Raw genomic sequence first — 18,095 nt, 5'->3', positions numbered from 1 at the left:
GCGCATGGCACTGGCAGAAGACCGACCGAAGGACGACGCCCAACCGCTTTGGGTCGAACGGGTGCCGCCCGCGTGGTGGGTGCTGGGCGTGATCCTCCTGACCATGCCCGCCTGGGCCAACGATTTCTTCCTGTTCCAGGTGATGGGCTGGACGTTCATCCTCGGGATCATCGCCCTGTCGCTGATGTTCCTTGCGGGCTACGGCGGCATGGTCAGCCTGATCCAGATGTCGGTCGCAGCGACCGGAGGCTACATGGTGGCGATCTTCGGCACCTCGGGGGCCGAGCTGAGCATGGGGCTGTCGTGGTGGCTCTACCTGCCGCTGGCCATCCTGATCGCCGCGATCTTCGGCACCATCGTCGGCGCGCTGGCCGTGCGGACGGAGGGGATCTACACCATCATGATCACCCTCGCCATCGCAGCGGCCTTCTTCTACTTCACCCGGCAGAACTACACGATCTTCAACGGCTATTCCGGCTTCAACCTCGTGGTGCCGCCCGACCTCTTCGGGATCGACTGGCGGCAGCCTGCCCCCTTCTACTACCTGACGCTCGGCTGCGCGCTGGCTTGCTACGCCGCCGTCTCCTACGTATCGCGCGCGCCCTTCGGTCTGGCGCTGCAGGGCGTGCGCGACAACCCCCGCCGCATGGCGGCCCTGGGGTTCAACGTGACCGCGCACCGCGTCGCAGCCTACACCTTCGCCAGCGTCATCGCGGCCATCGGCGGCATCCTCCTCGTCTGGCAGAACGCTCAGATCGCCCCCGGCACCGCCGGCATCCCGGCGGTCATCGATATCCTCGTGATCGCCGTCGTGGGCGGCATCTCCAGACCCATCGGCGCCTTTATCGGCGCGCTGATCTACGTGCTGCTGCGGACATTCTCACCGGATGTCCTGCTGGCCTTCGGCATGTCCGGCGAACGTTTCAAGCTGCTGATCGGGCTGGGTTTCCTCGCGGTGGTCTTCTTCTCACCCGACGGGGTCCTCGGCCTGTGGGAGCGCTGGCGCGCCCGCCGCGCCCGCCGGGGCGACCCCCTGACCGGAGAAAGCGAATGACCGTGGTCGAGGACAGGCGCACCGCCGACGCGCTCGGCTCCGTCAGCTCCGGGAACGCGCTGGAACTGCGGGGCGTGTCGAAGCTGTTCGGCGCCCTCGCCGCCATTTCCGACGTGACGCTGACCGTGCGGTCCGGCGAACGCCGCGCCGTGCTCGGATCGAACGGCGCCGGCAAGACGACGCTCTTCAACTGCGTGACCGGGGACTTCCTGCCGACCTCCGGCACGATCCGGCTGTTCGGCGAGGACGTCACCCGCTTCCCGGCCTACGAACGCATCCGGCGCGGACTGCGCCGCACCTATCAGATCAGCCTGCTGTTCAACGGGCTGACCGTGGCCGACAACGTCTATCTCGCCTGCCGGGGCGTGTCGCGCGGACGGTTCTCCTTCCTGAGGCCCACCGCCAACGACGCGCTCCTGACTCGCTCGGACGAGTTGATCGCCGCCGTACACCTGACCGACTGGCGCGACACCTCCGTCGCCAACCTCAGCTACGGCCAGCAAAGGCAGCTCGAAATCGCGCTGGCGCTGGCGGGCGCGCCGAGGATCATCCTCTTCGACGAACCGGCGGCGGGCCTGTCGCCCACCGAACGGGCGGAGCTGGTGGCGATCCTCAACGGCCTGCCCGGCCACATCGGCTACATCATTATCGAGCATGACATGGACGTGGCCCTGCGCGTCGCGGAAAGCGTGACGATGATGCACAACGGGCGGATCTTCAAGGAAGGCACCCCCGAAGAGATCGAGAACGACCCCGAGGTCCAGGAACTCTACCTTGGGGGCGGCGATGAGTGACCGTCGCACCGCCACCGCCGCGCTGGAGGTCAGGGGGCTCAACGTCTACTACGGCGCCTCCCATGCGCTGCAGGGCGTGGATCTCAGGCTCGAAAGCGGCGTGCTGTCGGTCGTGGGCCGAAACGGCATGGGCAAGACGACGCTCTGCCAGACGATCATGGGGCTGGTCCCCGCCGCGTCCGGCGCGGTCACGTTCGGCGGTCAGCCCCTGCTGGGCCGCTCGCCGGCCGAAATCGCGCGCATGGGCATCGGCTACGTGCCGCAGGGCCGCCGCCTGTGGCGGTCGCTCACCGTCGACGAACACCTTAAGATGGTGGAGCAGAAGGGCGGCGCCTGGAGCTCGGACCGCATATATTCCACCTTCCCACGGCTGGCCGAACGGCGGCGCAACGGCGGCGCGCAACTGTCGGGTGGCGAACGGCAGATGCTGGCCATCGCCCGCGCGCTGCTGGCCAACCCGCGCCTGCTGATCATGGACGAACCGACCGAGGGGCTGGCCCCTGTGATCGTCTCTCAGGTGGAGAGCATGTTGCTGCACCTGGCCTCCGAGGGCGAGATGGACGTGCTGGTGATCGAGCAGAACATCGGCGTTGCCTGCGCCGTGGCCGACCACGTGGCTATCATGGTGAACGGGCGCATCAACCGGTTGGTGCCCGCGCGCGAACTGGCTGCCGACCGCGACCTGCAACAGCGGATGCTGGGCGTCGGGCGTCATGCTCATGACGAGACGCCCGAACCGCAGACCGATGACGACGCGGAAACGGCAACGACGGGCCAGCCGAAAGGCCCCCGTTCCGTCAGGATCTACCTGTCGAACCCGAAGACCCCGACCCGCTGGTCGCAGCCGGTCCCTGTGCCCCAGATCGAGCGTGCCGCCCGCGTCGTCACCACCGGGCAACCGACCTCAAGCGGCGTCGAAACGGCGCTGCGCCCCTTGTCGCCGTCGGGCGAGCAGGTGGTTCTCGTAGCGGGCACGCTCGACACCAAGGGGGCGGAACTGCGCTACATGCGCGACATCGTCCGCGCCGCCGGGCTGCCGGTGCGCATGGTCGACCTTTCGACCAGCGGCAAGCACTCCGGGGCAGAGATCCCCGCCCACCAGGTCGCCGCCTTTCATCCGCGCGGCGCGGCAGGGGTCTTTACCGATGACCGCGGCCAATCGGTAGCAGGCATGACCGAGGCCTTCCGACGCTGGATGGCCCGGCAGGACGGCGTGCTGGGCATCCTCTCGGCGGGCGGCTCCGGCGGCACGGCCATCGTCGCCCCCGCGATGCGCGCCCTGCCAGTGGGCGTGCCGAAGCTGATCGTCTCCACCGTGGCGTCGGGCGAAGTGGCCAAGTACGTCGGCCCCTCCGACATCACCATGATGCACTCGGTGGCCGACGTGCAGGGGCTGAACGCCATCACAGAAGAGGTGCTGTCGAACGCCGCGCAGGCGATGGTCGGCATGGTCAAGGCCCGCAAGGCCGCCCCCGCCCGCGTCGCGACCAAGCCCGCCATCGGCCTGACCATGTTCGGCGTCACGACACCCGCGGTGCAACAGATCGTGAAGGCGCTGGACGAGCAGTTCGACTGCCTCGTCTTCCACGCCACCGGCATCGGCGGTCAGGCCATGGAGAAACTGATCGACTCCGGCAAGATCGAAGGCGTCATCGACCTGACCACGACCGAGGTCTGCGACATGATGTTCGGCGGCGTCTTCCCGGCGACGGAGGACCGTTTCGGCGCGATGATACGGCGGCGGATGCCTTACGTCGGCTCAGTCGGCGCGCTCGACATGGTGAACTTCGGCGCGCCCGACACGGTGCCTGACAAGTACCGGGGCCGCACCTTCTACGAACACAACCCGCAGGTCACGCTGATGCGGACCACACCGGAGGAAAGCGCGCAGATGGGCCGCTGGATCGGCGCCCGCCTGAACGAGATGGAGGCGCCCGTGCGCTTCTTCCTGCCCGAGGGCGGCGTCTCGGCGCTCGACGCGCGCGGCCAGCCCTTCGACGATCCGGCGGCGCGGCACGCGCTTTTCACCGCGCTTGAGGACACGGTCCGCCAGACCTCCACCCGCCGCTTGATCCGGCGGCCCGAGAACATCAACGACCCCGGGTTCGCCGCAGCCGTCGTCACCGCCTTCCATGAGTTCCACGACGGCAGGCCCCCGACCCGCAAGGAGGTGCGCAGATGATCGACCGACAGACCATCCTCTCAAGGTTCCGCGACATGGTCGCGCGGGGCGAACCCATCGTCGGCGGCGGCGCGGGCACCGGGCTTTCGGCCAAGTGCGAGGAAGCGGGCGGCATCGACCTGATCGTGATCTACAACTCCGGCCGCTACCGCATGGCCGGTCGCGGCAGCCTTGCCGGCCTCATGCCCTACGGCGACGCCAATGCCATTGTGGTCGAGATGGCATCCGAGGTCCTGCCGGTGGTGAAGAAGACCCCCGTTCTCGCGGGCGTCTGCGCCACCGACCCCTTCCGGCTGATGGACAAGTTCCTCGATGAGCTGAAGCGGATCGGTTTTGCAGGCGTCCAGAACTTCCCCACCGTGGGCCTGATCGACGGCACCTTCCGCGCCAACCTCGAAGAGACGGGCATGGGCTACGGGCTGGAGGTCGACATGATCCGCATGGCCCGCGAAAAGGACCTGCTGACAACGCCTTACGTCTTCGACGAAACCTCGGCCAAAGCCATGGCCGAGGCCGGGGCCGACATCATCGTCTGCCACCTTGGGCTCACCACCGGCGGCGCCATCGGGGCCGAAACCGCGCTGACACTGGACGACTGTCCGGCGCTGGTGGACGCCTGGGCCGAAGCCGCGCTGGCGGTCAACCCGGACGCCATCATCCTCGTCCACGGCGGCCCGGTCGCCATGCCCGAAGATGCTGAATTCATTCTGAAGAACACGTCGCACTGCCACGGCTTCTACGGCGCCTCCTCGATGGAGCGCCTGCCGACCGAAGTGGCACTGACGGATCAAACGCGCGCTTTCAAGGCCATCAAGGGCCGGTAACGCGCAACGGGGAGGGTTGAGAAGTGAGTGGCCAGATAATCGGACAACTGATCCTGTGGCTGATCATCGCCGTTGTGGTGATCGCCATCATTTACTGGGTCATGCAGTGGCTCTACCGCCGGTCGACCAAGGAGATTGCCTTTGTCCGCACGGGGTTCTTGGGCGAAAAGGTGGTGATCGACGGCGGCGCCTTCGTCTGGCCCATCGTGCACGACATCACGCCGGTGAACATGAACACCCTGCCGCTGGCGGTCGAGCGCACGCGCGAACATGCGCTGATCACCAAGGACCGCATGCGTGTCGACGTGGAGGCGGAGTTCTACGTCCGCGTCCGGTCCGACAAGGACGCCGTGTCCAAGGCCGCCGCGACCCTCGGCCGCCGCACGCTGGAAACCGAGCGGCTGAACGGGCTGCTCTCGGGCAAGTTCGAAAGCGCGCTCCGCGCCGTCGCCGCCGAGATGTCGATGGGCGAGATGCACGAGAACCGCGGTGCCTACGTGGCGCGGGTGAAGGAGCAGGCGCAGGAGGATCTGGAAAAGAACGGGCTGGAGCTGGAGAGCGTCGCGATCATCGACATCGACCAGACCGGGCTTGAGTACTTCAACCCCTCCAACCGTTTCGACGCCGAGGGCCTCACGGTCCTCATCAAGGACATCGAGGACCGCCGCAAGCTGCGCAACGATATCGAGCAGGATTCGATGATCCTGATCCGCACCCGCAACCTCGAAGCCGAAAAGCAGGTGCTGGAAATCGAGCGCGCCAGCGAAGAGGCGCGCCTGAGCCAGGAACGCGACGTCGAAACCCGCCGCGCGCAGCAGCGCGCCGAGCTGGCCCGCGAACGGGCCGAGCGCGAGACCGAAGCCGAGAGCGCGCAGATCACCGCGCAGGAGGCCATCGAGCGCGCGCGCATCGCCAACGGGCGTGCCGTGGCCGAGGCCCGCATCGCCTCCGAGCGCGAAATCCGCGCCCGCGAGATCGCCCGCAAGAAGGCCGACGACGCCGAAGAGATCGCGGCGCAGGAGGCCACCGAAACCGCGCGCATCCTTCAGGAGCGTGCGGTCCGGCAGGCCCGCATCCAGAACGAACAAGAGACCCAGGCCCGCGAGATCGAGCGCCAGCGCGCCATAGACGAGGCCGAGATATCGGCCCGCGAGGTCATCGAACGCGCCCGCATCGAACAGGAAAAGGCCCTGTCAGAGGCGCGTATCGCCAAGGAACGCGACACCCAGTCGCTTGAGATCGAACGGCAGAAATCGGTGCGCGACGCCGAAATCGCCGCCAACGAGGCCAACGAGAAGCGGCGCATGGCGCAGGACCTCCTGCTGGCTCAGACCCGCATCAAGGGCGAAGAGGACATCCGCCAGCGCGAGATCGCCCGCCAGCAGGCGCTGGACGAGGCGGAGATCGCCGCACGCGAGGCCGTCGAACGTATGCGCATCCTTCAGGACGCACAGATCAGCGAGGCGCGCATCGCCGAAGACCGCCGCATCCGCGAACTGGAGATCGAGCGAAAGCAGGCCGTCGAAGCCGCCGAGATCGCGGCGGACGAGGCGGTCGAGGCCGCCCGCATCGCCCGTGAAAAGCAGATCGCCGCGACCCGGATCGAAGCCGACGGCGACACCACCACGCGCGAGATCGCGCGCAACAAGACCATCGACGAGGCCCGCGTCGCCGCCGACGAGGCGGTGGAGCAGGCCCGCATCGCGCAGCGCCGCGCGCTGGAGGCCGAACGCATCGCCGCCGACCAGGAGGTCCGCGCCCGCGAGATCGACAAGGAGCGCGAGCTGGAAAACGCCGAGATCGCCCGTCGCGAGGCGGTCGAGAAGGCCCGCGTCGCCTCGGAACTGGCGCTGGAGCAAGAGCGCATCGCCAGCCAGAAGACCCGCGAGGTCGCCGACATCGAACGCCGCCGCAGCACCGAGCAGGCCGAGGAACGCCGCGTGATCCAGCTTGCCGATACCAAGGCCGAGCGCGCCGCCGCCGAGGCCAATGTGCGCGAGGCGGAGGTCATCGCCCGCCGCGCCGTCGAGAAGGCCGAGATCGAGCGCGAGCGCGCGCTGGAGACCGCCCGCCTCGAACGCCGCCGGGCTCTGGAACAGTTGGAGGTCGCCCGCGTGCAGACCCTGCGCGAGGCCGAGATCGCCAGCCAGGAAGAGGTGGAGCGCGCGCGCATCGCCTCCGAACGGGGCCTGGACGAGATCCGCATCGACCACGAAACCGTCCGCCGCCGGCTGGAGGTCGGGCGCGAACGCGAAGTCGAGACCGCGCAAATGGAGAAGGCCATCTCCCTCTACCAGAAATCGCTGGAGGAAAGCGCCGCACGGGCCGAAGCCGACGCCGCCCGTGCACGGGCCGCCGAGGCTGAGGAGAAGGTCAAGACGGTGCGCGAGACCGAGGCCGCGAACCGGCGCAAGTCCATCGACGTGACCATGGCCGAGAAGGCCGCCGCCGAGGCCAAGCTGATCGCCGAGGGCGAGAAGGTCCGCAAGGCGGTGGAGGCCGAGGCCCAGAAGCTCATCAACGAGGCCGAGAACGTGCTCACCGACCCGGCGCGCGCCTCGCTCTTCCGCCGCAAGCTGCTGGAGCATGTGGAGGGGATCGTGTCGGCCTCCGTCAAGCCGCTGGAGAAGATCCAGGACATCCGGATCATGCAACTGGACGGGGTCACCGGCGGCGGTGGCAACCGGTCCGGCAGCCCCACGGACGAGGTCATCAACTCTGCCCTGCGCTACCGCGTGCAGGCCCCGCTGATCGACTCGCTGCTGTCCGACATCGGGATCGAGGGCGGCGGGCTGGCCAAGCAGGGTGGGCTGATCCGCGAAGCCTCGGACATGAAACGCATCAGCGACGCGGTCGAGAAATCCGCGCGCGGGGATGACACGCCGGGCGGCGACGCGCCCGAAGCCAAAGGGAAAAAGTGATGCCGCGCGTCTACATTTCATCGGTCATCGACGCGCCCGCCGCGAAGGTCTGGGACCGGGTGCGCGACTTCAACGGCATGCCGCGCTGGCACCCCCGCATCCGCGACAGCCGGATCGAGAACGGCGAACCGTCGGACAAGGTCGGCTGCGTGCGCGACTTCCACCTGCAGAACGGCGACCGCATCCGGGAAAAGCTCTTGGGCCTCAGCGATTACGACCTGTTCTGCACCTACGCCATCCTCGAAAGCCCGATGCCGCTGACCGACTACGTCGCGACCCTGCGGCTGACACCGATCACCGACGGCGACCGGACCTTTGCCGAATGGACGGCGGAGTTCGACTGCGCCGAGGCGGACGCCGAGGGCCTGATCGACGGCATCGGCACCAACGTCTTCGCGGCGGGCTTTGCCGCCCTGCAACGCAACCTGGCGACCTGACCGATGGTACATGTGGTGAAAAGCACTGTTCTCAACGCGCCGGTCGAAGCGGTCTGGGAGGTCCTGCGCGATTTCAACGGCCATGACGAGTGGCACCCGGCGGTGGCCGACAGCGTGATCGACCGGGGACACCCTTCGGACAAGGTCGGATGCGTGCGGCGCTTCCACCTCACCGACGGATCGGAGCTGCGCGAACAGCTCCTGACGCTGTCGGACGCGGACATGGCCTTCAGCTACTGCCTGCTGGAAACGCCCGTGCCGCTGCTGAACTACGTGGCGCACGTGCGGCTGGCCCCGGTCACAGACCGCGACATGACCTTCTGGCACTGGGAATGCCGCTTCGACACGCCCGCCGGGCGCGAGGCCGAGCTCAAGACCATGGTGGCCGAGAACATCTATCAGGGCGGCTTCGACGCGGTCCGCGACTTCATGGGACTGGAGGCAGCATGACGACGGTCGAAACCTACCGCACGCTGGACGAGGCGTCCCGCGCCATGGGCGGCGACACGGCCTACCTTGGCGGCGGAACGCTGGTCATGCGCGCCGTCAACGAGGGCACCGCCCCCGCCCGTCTCATCCGCGTCACGGATCCGGGCCTGACGCAGATCCGCGCGTCGGGCGACCGCATCACCATCGGCGCGGGTGTCACCATGGCGGATGTGCTGGCCAACCGCGATCTCGACTTCCTGCATCCCGTGGCGCGGCTGATCGGCGGCCCTCAGGTGCGCAACATGGCGACCGTGGCTGGCAATCTCTTTGCCGCCCACCCCTACGGCGATTTCGCCGCAGCACTGCTTGCACTGGACGCGCAGGTGACCGGCGCCGGGCAGTCCGGCACCCGTCCGGTGGCCGAGGTGCTGCGCAACCGCGACCGCGCCGGGCTGATCTCGGCGGTCGAGGTCACCCGCCCCCGCGACCGCCGCGCCTTCGGCTTCCTGAAGGTCAGCCGCGTGAAGCCCAAGGGCGTCTCCGTCCTGTCCATCGCCGTGCACCTGCCGCGCGACGGCGGACGCATCCGCAACGCCCGCGTGGTCTTTGGCGCCATGGGTCCGACACCCCTGCGGTCCAGCGGGGCGGAGCGCGCGCTGGAAGGCCACGCCATCGACGCGCGCAGCATCGCCGATGCCGCCGCCGCCGCGACCGAGGGGCTGGACCCGCCAACCGACCAGATCGCCTCCGGCTGGTATCGCCGAGAAGTCGCGGGCGTGCATCTTAAACGCCTCCTGACAGAGATGGAGCAGCGCTGATGGCCAGGAAACCCGTCACCTTCACCCTGAACGGAATCTCCCGATCCGCCTTTGCCGGAGAGGGCCAGAACCTGCTCGACTTCCTGCGCCGCGACGTGGGCGACATGACGCCCAAGTTCGGCTGCGGACAGGGCACCTGCGGGGCCTGCACCGTGACCATCGACGGCAAGACGCAGCTATCCTGCCTCGTGCTGGCCGAAGCGGTCGACGGGCGCGAGGTCGCGACAGCCGCGGGGCTGGCCAATGGCGTCACGCCCGACCCGCTGCAACAGGCCTTCATGGACCATTTCGCGGCCCAGTGCGGGTATTGCACCCCCGGCATGCTGGTCTCCGCCCGGGCGCTGCTGGACCGCAACCCGCGCCCCTCCCGAGACGAGGTGGTCGAGGCGATCTCCGGCAACCTCTGCCGCTGCACCGGGTACGAACCGATCATCACCGCGATCCTCGCCGTTGCCGAAGGGAGGGCCCGGGCATGAAGGACATGACCACCAGCGGACCGATGGTCGAGTTCCGCAAGGACCTGTTCGCCGACGAACGCGACGACAACCTGAACGAAGTGGGCAAACCCACCCGGCGGCAGGACATCGTGGGCCACGTCACCGGGCGCTCGCCGTTCTTCGACGATCACCGTTTCGACGGGCTTCTGCACATGCGCTGCGCCCGCTCACCCCACCACCATGCCCGCATCCGCCGGATCGACACGAGCGCCGCCGAGCGGATGCCCGGCGTGGTCCGCGTGCTGACCGGGCGCGACGTGCCGGTGAACCTCAACACCCTGTTGTCTCTGCTGGATTTCGGACTGGACGACGAGCCGATCCTCTCGGACCGCAAGGTGGCCTACATGGGCGAACCCGTCGCCGCCGTCATCGCCGCGACAGAGGCAGAGGCCCGCGCCGCAGCCAGCGCCGTGCGCGTCGACTGGGAGGTGCTGCCCCACGTGCTCGACGTCGAGGAGGCGATCAAGCCCGGCGCGCCCGCCGTGCTCGACATCTACCCCGACAACAAGTTCGTCTACCACGGCAAGTACGACCACCAGAAGCTGCGCTACGGCGACGTCGAGACCGCACTGAGACAGGCCGACCACGTTATCGAGGGCCGCTACCAGATGTCGCCGATCGAGCAGGCCCCGATCGAGACCTGCGGCGCCATCGCCGCGCCCGAGCAGAACGACCGCTACGTCTGCTACACCTCGACCCAGGCGCTGTTCTTTTCGCTCGGCACGGCGGCGAAGGTGCTGTCGATCCCCTCCTCGCGGCTGCACTTCATCGGCGGCACGGTGGGTGGCGGCTTTGGCGGCAAGGTGGATTCGATCCACGAACCGCTCGCCATCCTCGGGGCGATGATGACCGGGCGCCCGGTGAAATACGCCTGGGACCGGGCCGAAGAGATGCAGGTCGGCGCACCGCGCGGCGCGGAACGCTGGTACGTCACCGACGGGGTGATGAACGACGGGCGGATCGTTGCGCGCAAGTTCACCGGCTATTTCGACGCCGGGGCCTACACGCGGCTCAGCTCCTACGCGATCATCAAGGGGGTGGGCCACCTGCCCGGCCCCTACACGATCCCCAATGTTTCGGCCAACGTGTACTGTGTATATACCAACCGCACACCGGCCACGGCGATGCGCGGCTTCGGCATCACCGGCGTCGATTTCGCCATCGAGGCGCACATGGACAAGGTGGCCGAAGCGGTCGGCATGAACCCGGTCGAGTTGCGCATCCTCAATGCCTACCGCGACGGCGACATGAAGGCGCACAGGCGGCTGGCCAAGAACTGCGCGCTGATCGAATGCGCGCAGGTGGTGGCGGAAAAGGCGGGCATCACCCTGTCGCCACAGATGAAAGCGGCATCCTCCCTGAAGGACGGCGGCGGCGCGCGGGCCGAGCTGCCCCGCCATACCGTCACCGATCAGGATGGCAGGGTCGAGGGCTTCACCGCCACCAGCTACGCCCGCAAGGGCAGCGACAGCGCGTCCCCCACGCCACCCGCCGCGCGGCCCTCGCCCCCGGCGGCGCCGCGACCGGCGGCCGGACCGCAAGCCGCATCCGTGCCGCAATCGCCCTCTCAGGCCGCGACTGCGCATGAAACGCCCGAACCCATGCGCAAAAAGCCCACGCGCAGCGGGCCAATGCGCTTTTCGTCGCTCTCAGGTTTCAGGAGGCGCTGATGACCGTCCACCGTGGCCGCGGCTTCGCGGCGATCAACTATCCCATCGGCATGAACCTTGGTGGCGACCCGTCACAGGCGCTGGTGCATTCCAATCCCGACGGCAAGTTCACCGTCGCCCTTTCGGCCATCGACCTCGGGCAGGGGATGAAGTCCGTCACCCGCCAGATCGCCGCCGAAACCCTCGGCGTGCCGGTGGAAGACGTCTATGTCGACACCGCCGACAGCGACACCGGCCCGCATGACATGGGCAGCTTTGCCTCGCGCGGGACGCACCGCATGGGCAACGCCGTGATCCGCGCCTCTGAAGAGGCCCGGCAGGTCATGCTGGAGGCCGCCGCCGAAGAGCTGGAGGTCGACGCGGGCGACCTGACGACAGACGGCAAGGGCAACATCCACGTGAAGGGCGCGCCCTCCCGGTCGATCACCACCATGGCCGCGAGCCAGGCGGCGCAGTTCAAGCAGGGCCGCACCATCGCCGGGCGCGGCATCTTCCTGATCCCGCTGTCCGAAGTCGACCCCGAGACCGGAGAGATGTCCCCCGTCACCACCTTCGCGCATGCCGCCATGCTGGTCACGGTGGAGGTCGATGATGAGACCGGCGAGGTCACCGTCACCGACATGCAATCCGCCTACGAGGTCGGGCGCGCGCTGAACCCCAAGCTGGTGGAACAGCAGTTGCGCGGCGGCGCGTGGATGGGGATGAGCCACGCGGCATGGGAGACGACGGAACCCTACTACCCCACCCGCGACAACCGCCCCGAGGACTTCAACACCTATCTCATGCCCGGTCCTGGCGATCTCGCGCCGCACCATATCAGCATCCTCGAACGGCCCGCCGAGGACGGTCCCTACGGTGGCAAGGGCCCGGGCGAAATGTGCGCCAACCCGGTGCTGCCGGCGGTGGTCAACGCGGTCTACGACGCGGTGGGCGTGCGCATCGACGATCTGCCGGTGACCCCGGAAAAGGTGCTGCGCGGCATCCGCGCGCTTGGCGGCGCAAAACCGCGGCAGGCGCTCTGATGGCGGTGCGGCGCGCGATACAGGGCATCGACGGTCCCGACCCGCTGTCGCAACTGCTGGGCGACGCCCAGTACATTGCCGACGACGGGCTCGCGACCGCCGCCTACCTGTCTCTCGCACTCGGAAAGCCGCTGCTGCTGGAAGGCGCGCCCGGTGTCGGCAAGACCGAGGCGGCAAAGGCCATCGCCTCCGTCCTCGGGCGCGAACTGGTGCGCCTGCAGTGTTACGAGGGCATCGACGCCGCCGCCTCCATGTACGAATGGAACTTTCCCCGGCAGATGCTGGCGATCAGGCAGGCGGGCGACGACTACGTCAACCTCTACGACGACCGGTTCCTGATCGCGCGGCCGATCCTGCAGGCGCTGGAAGCCCCGCGCGACCGTGTCCTCCTGATCGACGAGATCGACCGCGCCGACCACGAATTCGAGGCCTTCCTGCTGGAATTCCTGTCCGACTTCACCCTGTCCATCCCCGAACGCGGCACCGTCCGGGCGGAGGAGCCGCCGGTGGTGATCCTGACCTCCAACCGCACCCGCGAACTGCACGAGGCGCTCAGGCGGCGCTGCATCTACCACTGGATCGGCTACCCCTCACCCGAGCTGGAACAGCGGATCGTGATGATGCGCGCCTCCACGGTGGCAGAAGACACCGCGCGCCGCGTCGTGGCGGCGGTCAATGCGCTCCGGGCCGAACCGCTGGCCAAGCCGCCGGGCGTTGCGGAAACCGTGGAATGGGCCGAGGCCGCGACGCTCCTGAACCGGGGCGGCGGGTCGTGGCCCCGCGCCTTCGCCCGCGCCATCGGCGTTGTGCTGAAGGACCAGGACGACCTCGACTACATCGCGCCGCGCATCGACGCGCTCCTGTCGGAAAGCGCCGCATGACCCCGCGCGCGCTCGCCCCCTTCCTCGCCTTCCCGCAGGCGCTTCGGGCTGCCGGTTTCCCGGCGACGCCCGACCGGACAGAGACCTTCATCGCCGCCGTGGGGCTGCTCGGTCCGAGCGACATGGCCGCCATCCGCCGCGCCGCCCACGCCGTCTACGGGCCGGGGCCGGACCGGCAACTGATGTTCGATACCGTCTTCGATCATGTCTTCCTTGGCCGCAGCCTCGCCGCGCCCGCCCCGGGCGATCCCGAAGAACTGCCGCGCAGCTACGACGCGGGCGACTTCGAGGAGCTGCCCGTCCCCGACGAGGAAGACCCCTCCGGCGGAGAGGCCACAGCGGCGGAACGGCTCTTTGTCCGCGAACTGGCCGCCGGGGACGAGGACGCCGTACTGCGCGCCTTCACCCGCGCCCTGCAGAGCCGCCTGCCCCACCGCCGCGCCCGCCGCATGGCCAAGGGCAAGGGCCGCCATCCCGACGCGCGCCGTGCCTTCCGCCAGATGTTGCGCCGCGACGGAGAGATCACCCGCCTGCCCACCCGCCGCCGCATCACCCGCCAGCGCCGCGTGCTGCTGCTGGTCGATGTCTCCGGCAGCATGAAGTCCAGCACCGAGGGCGCCCTGCGGCTGGCCCATGCGCTGCAACAAGGCGGCGAGCGGGTGGAATGCTTCACCCTCGGCACCCGGCTGACCCGCGTGACCCGCGCGCTGAGACACCGCAACCGCGAACAGGCGCTGACGCTGGCCTCCGGCCTCGTGGCGGACTGGGACGGCGGCACACGGCTGGGCGAGGCGCTGCAGGTCTTCCTGTCGGTCCCGCGCTTCGCCGCCCACGCACGCGGCGCGCTGGTCGTGATCCTCTCGGATGGGTTGGAGCGCGGCGGGCCGGAGGCGCTGACCGGTGCGATGGAACGCATGAGCGCGCTGGCGTGGTCGGTGCTTTGGCTCTCCCCGCTGGCCGCCGACCCCGCCTACCGGCCACAGACAGAGGCGATGCGCGCCGTCCATCCCCTGCTCGACCGGCTGGGCGCGGGCGACACGCCCACCGCCATCGCGGCCGAGATCCTCGACTTCCGGAAAGGAGCGCGCGCATGACCATCGTCGATGCACATTTCCACGTCTGGCGGCAGGACGATCTGCCCTGGCTGAAGGGCCCCATGCAGCCGCGCATCTTCGGCCCCTACGAGCCGATCCGCCGCGACTACCCGATGACCGAATACCTCGACGACATCGCGGGCACTGGCGTCACGAAATCGGTCTACGTGCAGGCCAACTGGCCCACCGACAAGGCGGAGGACGAGGCCGCCTGGATCGAGAGCCTGATCGCGGAGACCGGCTGGCCCCACGGCCTCGTCGCCTATGCCGACATGGGTGCGGAGGACGTGCGCCCGGCCCTCGACCGGCTGGCCCGCTTCCCGCACCTGCGCGGCATCCGGCAGCAGTTCCACTGGCACCAGAACCCCACCTACCGCTTCGCGCCCCATGCCGATCTCTGCCTCGACGCGACCGTGCAGAAGAACGTCGCGCGGCTGGCGGATTACGGCCTCGTCTTCGACCTCCAGGTCTTCGACGCCCAGATGGACGGCGCCTGCGACCTCGCCCGCGCCTGCCCTGACGTGACCTTCGTGCTGCAACATGCGGGCATGCTGGAAGACACCTCCGACGCGGGCCGGGCCAGATGGCGCGCCGCGATGGAGCGGCTGGCAGGGTGCCCAAACGTGGTCTCGAAGCTCTCGGGTTTCGGCACGTTCCAACACCGGCTCGACCCGGACCTGATCGGCTGGCTGACCACGGAAACCGTAGGGATGTTCGGCGCGGACCGCTGCCTCTGGGGATCAAACTTCCCCATCGAGAAGCTCTGGACCGACTACACCGCCCTGCTGGACGCCCACCGCCGCGCGGCGGGCGGGCTCAGCACCGTCGAGCAGCAGGCGATTTTCCACGACACCGCCACCCGGGTCTACCGGCTGGCGTGACGCAACGAACGACGAAGGGGAGGACACGATGGGGCTGGAAATCAAGATACTCGACTACGGGGACATCGAACTGGAATCGAGTTTCCTCGTGCTCGGGCGCGACTGCGGACGGGTGCGAAGGGTGCCGGTCTACGGCTTCCTGATCCTGGGCGGGATGTACCCGATCGTCGTGGACACCGGCTACCGCGACAACGCGATCATGGAGACGCTGGGGATGCGCGGCCTCCAGTTCCACGAGAACATGATCGAGCGGCAACTGGCCAACCACGGGGTGAAGCCGGGCGACGTGCGCTACGTGCTGCACACCCACCTGCATATCGACCACGCAGGCAAGGACGATCACTTCCCGATGAACACCACCGTGGTCATCAACCGGCGCGAACTGGAATACTCCGTCTCCGGCCTCATGCACCCGCAGTACCCCAAGCCCGACATCATCCACCTTGTCGAACGTCTGCACCACCCGGGCGCTCTGCGGCTGGAGGATCTGGCGATCTCCGGCCCGGTCGAACTGATCCCGGGCGTGTTCATCGAAGAGGCGGGCGCCCATACCGAAGGGTCGATGAACGTGCACGTCGACACCGACGAGGGCCGCGCCACGATCTGCGGCGACGTGATCTACGACTTCAACGATCAGATCATCCAACCCGTGCGCACCTTCGGCCCCGAGGAATACCAGGTGACCGGCAACCACGGGAACACCAAGCGGCAGGAGAAGGGCGCGATCCGCAAGCTGATGTATTCCGGCGCGAAGTTCCTGCTGCCGATCCATGACGCGCCCGCGAAGGTCGAGCATGGCCGCGTGGTCGGGCGGATGGGCATGTCGGTCCCCGGACCGGTCCAGCAATCCGTGCCGCGCCGCGACTGGTTTCCCGCCTGAGGAGGACTGACATGGCCCACGAAGCGCTCGACCCCGCCTTCCGGGACCTGATCGACGAACACGCGCCGGTCCGGCAGCCCGGCTCCGGCTTCATCTTCACCGAGGGGCCGATCTGGCACCCGGTGGACCACTACCTGCTGTTCTCGGACATGCCGGGCGACGTGCGCCGCCGGATGGACCGCGCCGGGGTGCGCGACGTCATGAGCCCCTCCCACAAGGGCAACGGCATGACCTACGACGCGGACCTGAACCTTCTGGTCTGCGAACACAGCACCTCTTCCGTGGCGCGTTTCCAGCCCGACGGCACGCGCGAGGTGCTGGCCTCCCACTTCGAAGGGCGCGAGCTGAACTCCCCCAACGACATCGTGGTGAAGTCGGACGGCTCCGTCTGGTTCACCGATCCGTGGTACGGACGGATGCCCGGCTTCGGGGTCGAACGTCCGCGCGATCTGGGCTGGCAAGGCGTCTTCCGCCTGCCGCCGGACCACCGCCCCGGCGACGATCCGCAGCTGGTGGTGGACCGCTACCTCTTCACCATGCCGAACGGGCTCTGCTTTTCGCCGGACGAGACGCGGCTCTACATCAACGACACCGAGCAGGCGAACATTCGGGTATACGACGTGGGTCCGGGCGGCGCGCTTTCGAACGGGCGGGTCTTCGCCAGCGGCATCCGCGACAGCCTGCTCGAAGGCGTGCCAGACGGCATGAAGTGCGACGCCTCCGGCAACGTCTGGGTGACGGCGCCCGGCGGGCTCTGGGTCTATGCGCCCGGCGGCAAGCTGATCGGCAAGGTCGCCATCCCCGAGAAACCCGCCAACCTGCACTGGGGCGGGGACGACTGGCGCACGCTCTACGTCGCCGCCTCCACCAGCGTCTACGCCATCCCGGTGAAGGTCGGTCCGCGCAACGAACCCTTCATGCGGGCGCGCGGCGCATCCCGCCCCTCGGCCCCTGCGCAGGGGGACGATGCGCTCGGGCTCGACGCATCGCGCTGCGCTCTCATCATCCAGGACATGCAGAACGACGTGGTGATCGAGGGCGGCGCCTTTGCCGCGTCGGGCAGCCCGCAACACTGCCGCGACCAGAACGCCATCGCCAACATCGCCCGTCTCGCCGCGCGCTGCCGCGAACTGGGCGTGCCGGTGATCCACGTGTATTTCCTCGTCCACCCCGGCGCGCCCGGCTTCACGCTGAACGCGCCGCTGTTCGAGGGGCTGCTGGACGAATCCGCCATGGTCCGGGGCACATGGGGCGCGCAGGCGGTGGACGGACTGGAACCCCAGCCCGGCGATCACGTGGTGGAGAAGATGCGCATGAGCGCGTGGGAGGGCACCTCGCTCGAAACCGTGCTGAAGGCCGAGGGCCGCGACATCCTGATCGAGACCGGCGCCTGGACCAACATGTCGATCGAGCACACCGCCCGCACCGGCGCCGACAAGGGCTATGTCATGGTGATCCCGGAGGACGGCTGCTCCACCATGAACGCCGACTGGCACCGCGCCAGCATCGACTATGCGATGCAGAACGTGGCGCTGGTGACGAAGGTCGACGAGGTCATCGGCGCGCTGGGCTGAAGGGTCGCCACCGGGTGCCCGGAACGGGATGTCCGGGGCCGACAGTCCGTGCACCGGTCTCGGACATGCCTATCCACGAACGACGGACCGGTCGCGGACGCTCATCCGTATGTGGCGCCCGCTGCGAACGGTCCGCC

16 protein-coding genes are annotated in these 18,095 nt (G+C 68.6%); all 16 read left to right on the top strand.

From position 1 onward, the window contains the following. Window positions 1–4 precede the first annotated feature (4 nt). From ABFK29_RS06055 to ABFK29_RS05980, 16 genes are read left to right on the top strand one after another with little or no spacing between them, the layout of a single operon-like run. The gene (locus ABFK29_RS06055; RefSeq protein WP_005860437.1) at window positions 5–1,054 is read left to right on the top strand and encodes a branched-chain amino acid ABC transporter permease; all 1,050 of its coding nucleotides are present in this window, start codon (window positions 5–7) and stop codon (window positions 1,052–1,054) included. Then, on the top strand, window positions 1,051–1,848 hold the full coding sequence (locus ABFK29_RS06050) for an ABC transporter ATP-binding protein (protein WP_005860435.1): 798 nt from the start codon (window positions 1,051–1,053) through the stop codon (window positions 1,846–1,848). Before ABFK29_RS06055 ends, ABFK29_RS06050 begins: the two co-directional genes overlap by 4 nt. Then, window positions 1,841–4,030, top strand: coding sequence for an ABC transporter permease (locus tag ABFK29_RS06045; protein WP_005860433.1), 2,190 nt, complete (start codon window positions 1,841–1,843; stop codon window positions 4,028–4,030). Before ABFK29_RS06050 ends, ABFK29_RS06045 begins: the two co-directional genes overlap by 8 nt. Continuing rightward, window positions 4,027–4,854, top strand: a complete 828-nt coding sequence (locus ABFK29_RS06040; protein ID WP_005860431.1) for a phosphoenolpyruvate hydrolase family protein — start codon at window positions 4,027–4,029, stop codon at window positions 4,852–4,854. The genes ABFK29_RS06045 and ABFK29_RS06040 overlap by 4 nt, the downstream gene beginning before the upstream one ends. A gap of 23 nt (window positions 4,855–4,877) precedes the next feature. Then, the gene (locus ABFK29_RS06035) at window positions 4,878–7,775 is read left to right on the top strand and encodes a flotillin family protein (protein WP_005860428.1); all 2,898 of its coding nucleotides are present in this window, start codon (window positions 4,878–4,880) and stop codon (window positions 7,773–7,775) included. Beyond that, window positions 7,775–8,212 (top strand): SRPBCC family protein, encoded by a 438-nt coding sequence (locus tag ABFK29_RS06030; protein ID WP_005860426.1) that lies wholly within the window; start codon window positions 7,775–7,777, stop codon window positions 8,210–8,212. The genes ABFK29_RS06035 and ABFK29_RS06030 overlap by 1 nt, the downstream gene beginning before the upstream one ends. A 15-nt stretch (window positions 8,213–8,227) precedes the next feature. Next, on the top strand, window positions 8,228–8,662 hold the full coding sequence (locus ABFK29_RS06025) for an SRPBCC family protein (protein ID WP_232281579.1): 435 nt from the start codon (window positions 8,228–8,230) through the stop codon (window positions 8,660–8,662). Next, window positions 8,659–9,459, top strand: coding sequence for an FAD binding domain-containing protein (locus ABFK29_RS06020; protein ID WP_005860422.1), 801 nt, complete (start codon window positions 8,659–8,661; stop codon window positions 9,457–9,459). The genes ABFK29_RS06025 and ABFK29_RS06020 overlap by 4 nt, the downstream gene beginning before the upstream one ends. Further along, entirely contained in the window at window positions 9,459–9,935 is a 477-nt protein-coding gene (locus ABFK29_RS06015; protein WP_005860421.1) for a (2Fe-2S)-binding protein, read from the top strand. Before ABFK29_RS06020 ends, ABFK29_RS06015 begins: the two co-directional genes overlap by 1 nt. Beyond that, window positions 9,932–11,626 carry a xanthine dehydrogenase family protein molybdopterin-binding subunit gene (locus ABFK29_RS06010; RefSeq protein WP_005860419.1) on the top strand — a complete coding sequence of 565 codons (1,695 nt, stop codon included), beginning with the start codon at window positions 9,932–9,934 and terminating at the stop codon, window positions 11,624–11,626. Before ABFK29_RS06015 ends, ABFK29_RS06010 begins: the two co-directional genes overlap by 4 nt. Next, entirely contained in the window at window positions 11,626–12,648 is a 1,023-nt protein-coding gene (locus tag ABFK29_RS06005; RefSeq protein ID WP_005860417.1) for a xanthine dehydrogenase family protein molybdopterin-binding subunit, read from the top strand. Before ABFK29_RS06010 ends, ABFK29_RS06005 begins: the two co-directional genes overlap by 1 nt. After that, window positions 12,648–13,529, top strand: a complete 882-nt coding sequence (locus tag ABFK29_RS06000) for an AAA family ATPase (protein WP_005860416.1) — start codon at window positions 12,648–12,650, stop codon at window positions 13,527–13,529. The genes ABFK29_RS06005 and ABFK29_RS06000 overlap by 1 nt, the downstream gene beginning before the upstream one ends. Further along, complete coding sequence (locus tag ABFK29_RS05995) at window positions 13,526–14,623, top strand: vWA domain-containing protein (protein WP_005860414.1); 1,098 nt, start codon at window positions 13,526–13,528, stop codon at window positions 14,621–14,623. The genes ABFK29_RS06000 and ABFK29_RS05995 overlap by 4 nt, the downstream gene beginning before the upstream one ends. Then, entirely contained in the window at window positions 14,620–15,504 is an 885-nt protein-coding gene (locus ABFK29_RS05990; RefSeq protein ID WP_005860411.1) for an amidohydrolase family protein, read from the top strand. The genes ABFK29_RS05995 and ABFK29_RS05990 overlap by 4 nt, the downstream gene beginning before the upstream one ends. Before the next feature lie 28 nt (window positions 15,505–15,532). Next, entirely contained in the window at window positions 15,533–16,384 is an 852-nt protein-coding gene (locus ABFK29_RS05985) for an N-acyl homoserine lactonase family protein (protein ID WP_005860409.1), read from the top strand. Window positions 16,385–16,395: 11 nt separating this feature from the next. After that, window positions 16,396–17,958 carry an isochorismatase family protein gene (locus ABFK29_RS05980; RefSeq protein WP_005860407.1) on the top strand — a complete coding sequence of 521 codons (1,563 nt, stop codon included), beginning with the start codon at window positions 16,396–16,398 and terminating at the stop codon, window positions 17,956–17,958. Window positions 17,959–18,095 lie beyond the last annotated feature (137 nt).

This window comes from Sagittula stellata E-37 (genome assembly GCF_039724765.1).
GTDB lineage: Bacteria > Pseudomonadota > Alphaproteobacteria > Rhodobacterales > Rhodobacteraceae > Sagittula > Sagittula stellata.
The sequence above is the reverse complement of the archived record's forward strand: the minus strand, read 5'-3'. Positions and strand labels throughout refer to the sequence as shown.

Excerpts from the sequence above, each read along its gene's own strand:
- ABFK29_RS06040 (WP_005860431.1), top strand. The coding sequence starts at position 4,027 with ATGATCGACCGACAGACCATCCTCTCAAGGTTCCGCGACATGGTCGCG.
- ABFK29_RS06045 (WP_005860433.1), top strand. The coding sequence starts at position 1,841 with ATGAGTGACCGTCGCACCGCCACCGCCGCGCTGGAGGTCAGGGGGCTC.
- ABFK29_RS06010 (WP_005860419.1), top strand. The coding sequence starts at position 9,932 with ATGAAGGACATGACCACCAGCGGACCGATGGTCGAGTTCCGCAAGGAC.
- ABFK29_RS05985 (WP_005860409.1), top strand. The coding sequence starts at position 15,533 with ATGGGGCTGGAAATCAAGATACTCGACTACGGGGACATCGAACTGGAA.
- ABFK29_RS06055 (WP_005860437.1), top strand. The coding sequence starts at position 5 with ATGGCACTGGCAGAAGACCGACCGAAGGACGACGCCCAACCGCTTTGG.
- ABFK29_RS06015 (WP_005860421.1), top strand. The coding sequence starts at position 9,459 with ATGGCCAGGAAACCCGTCACCTTCACCCTGAACGGAATCTCCCGATCC.
- ABFK29_RS05990 (WP_005860411.1), top strand. The coding sequence starts at position 14,620 with ATGACCATCGTCGATGCACATTTCCACGTCTGGCGGCAGGACGATCTG.
- ABFK29_RS06000 (WP_005860416.1), top strand. The coding sequence starts at position 12,648 with ATGGCGGTGCGGCGCGCGATACAGGGCATCGACGGTCCCGACCCGCTG.
- ABFK29_RS06050 (WP_005860435.1), top strand. The coding sequence starts at position 1,051 with ATGACCGTGGTCGAGGACAGGCGCACCGCCGACGCGCTCGGCTCCGTC.
- ABFK29_RS06030 (WP_005860426.1), top strand. The coding sequence starts at position 7,775 with ATGCCGCGCGTCTACATTTCATCGGTCATCGACGCGCCCGCCGCGAAG.
- ABFK29_RS06005 (WP_005860417.1), top strand. The coding sequence starts at position 11,626 with ATGACCGTCCACCGTGGCCGCGGCTTCGCGGCGATCAACTATCCCATC.
- ABFK29_RS05980 (WP_005860407.1), top strand. The coding sequence starts at position 16,396 with ATGGCCCACGAAGCGCTCGACCCCGCCTTCCGGGACCTGATCGACGAA.
- ABFK29_RS06020 (WP_005860422.1), top strand. The coding sequence starts at position 8,659 with ATGACGACGGTCGAAACCTACCGCACGCTGGACGAGGCGTCCCGCGCC.
- ABFK29_RS05995 (WP_005860414.1), top strand. The coding sequence starts at position 13,526 with ATGACCCCGCGCGCGCTCGCCCCCTTCCTCGCCTTCCCGCAGGCGCTT.